The 523-nt window shown below is 61.4% G+C and carries 1 protein-coding gene; it reads right to left on the bottom strand.

Annotated elements, in window-relative coordinates; translation table 11 throughout:
- Positions 1-155: 155 nt before the first annotated feature.
- The coding region (locus BST15_RS20990) for a tetrahydrofolate dehydrogenase/cyclohydrolase catalytic domain-containing protein (protein WP_272937522.1) at positions 156-523 on the bottom strand (368 nt) is incomplete at its 5' end.

Here is a 523-nt window from a genome sequence, read left to right as displayed (position 1 = left end):
AGCGGGTCAAGACTTTGCGCGGCCCGCCGTGCCATCTCGTGGTCGTTGTCATCGGCCCGGCTCCGTAGCGCGCCAGCGCGATGACTGTCATGTAAGCGCTGGCGATACGTGGCCAGCTGAGCACACCAAGTCTGGGCCGATGGTGACGGTGCGCGCTACACCGATCGATCGCATACGTTTAGGTACTGCCCAAACAATAGCCTGGCCCTTGATATCGGGTCCTTGCTGGGGGATGGCTCGAAGTCCGCACGTTCGTCGACATGGGCGGGCATCGGGTGTGGGACGAGAATGCCGTCCACACTGTCTTTGGCGGAAAGGCTCGGCACGAGGTCGACGACATCGCTGGTGGTCGCTATTGCGGCAATTTGGTGACTGCGCGACTCCAGGCCGGTGCTGCGACAGCGGTTGGTCTTCATGCGGACGTAGGTGTGCGAGGCAGGATCATCACCGACCAAGACGGTTGCCAAACAAGGTTTTCGACCGCATGTCTTATGGAACTCCGCTGCCTGCTCGCGTGTTTCGG

Origin of the sequence: Mycolicibacter arupensis (assembly GCF_002086515.1) — a bacterium.
GTDB classification, from domain to species: domain Bacteria; phylum Actinomycetota; class Actinomycetes; order Mycobacteriales; family Mycobacteriaceae; genus Mycobacterium; species Mycobacterium arupense.
Note: the sequence above shows the minus strand (reverse complement) of the source record. Positions and strands in the feature narration are given on the sequence as shown.